At 56.4% G+C, this 413-nt stretch carries 1 protein-coding gene; it reads right to left on the bottom strand.

Annotated features, from left to right (window positions below; genetic code table 11):
* Positions 1-413: DUF4433 domain-containing protein (locus WCE05_RS26225; protein ID WP_368816869.1), on the bottom strand; the 413-nt coding region annotated here is incomplete at both ends.

The following is a 413-nucleotide window of genomic DNA, read 5'->3' as shown; positions in this document are numbered from 1 at the left end:
GCCTGATAGCGTTCAAATTTAGCCGGATCGTCTGGATCGCGGCGAAAGTCCCGTGCCTGCAAAATGGGCCAGTCGATCTGGTCCAGACTATCCAGACTGGTGTAGTAGTTGGTCCAGTTATAGTAAGCATGGCTGTCGGTAAACACGAAGGGCACGTCGTGTGCTGCCACGTGCCGCAGGCTGCTGACCAGAATAACGATCTCTTCATTGGGGCGTTGCTTAATGCCGCCACGTCCGCTGTGGATGTTCATCAGCATTGGCGAGAAGGGGGTAAAATAAAATGGCACATAGTCACGCAGTGTCCCGCCCGTCCCGACAGGTACCGGATGTCCGGCGTGCTTGCCGATAAGCTCCGGGTTGCCGATATTGATCCAGTTAGCAGCCTGCACCGGGCTGTTGCCGCAGTGCAGACC

Source organism: Pseudomonas sp. I2 (genome assembly GCF_040984075.1).
GTDB lineage: Bacteria > Pseudomonadota > Gammaproteobacteria > Pseudomonadales > Pseudomonadaceae > Aquipseudomonas > Aquipseudomonas guariconensis_B.
Note: the sequence above shows the minus strand (reverse complement) of the source record. Positions and strands in the feature narration are given on the sequence as shown.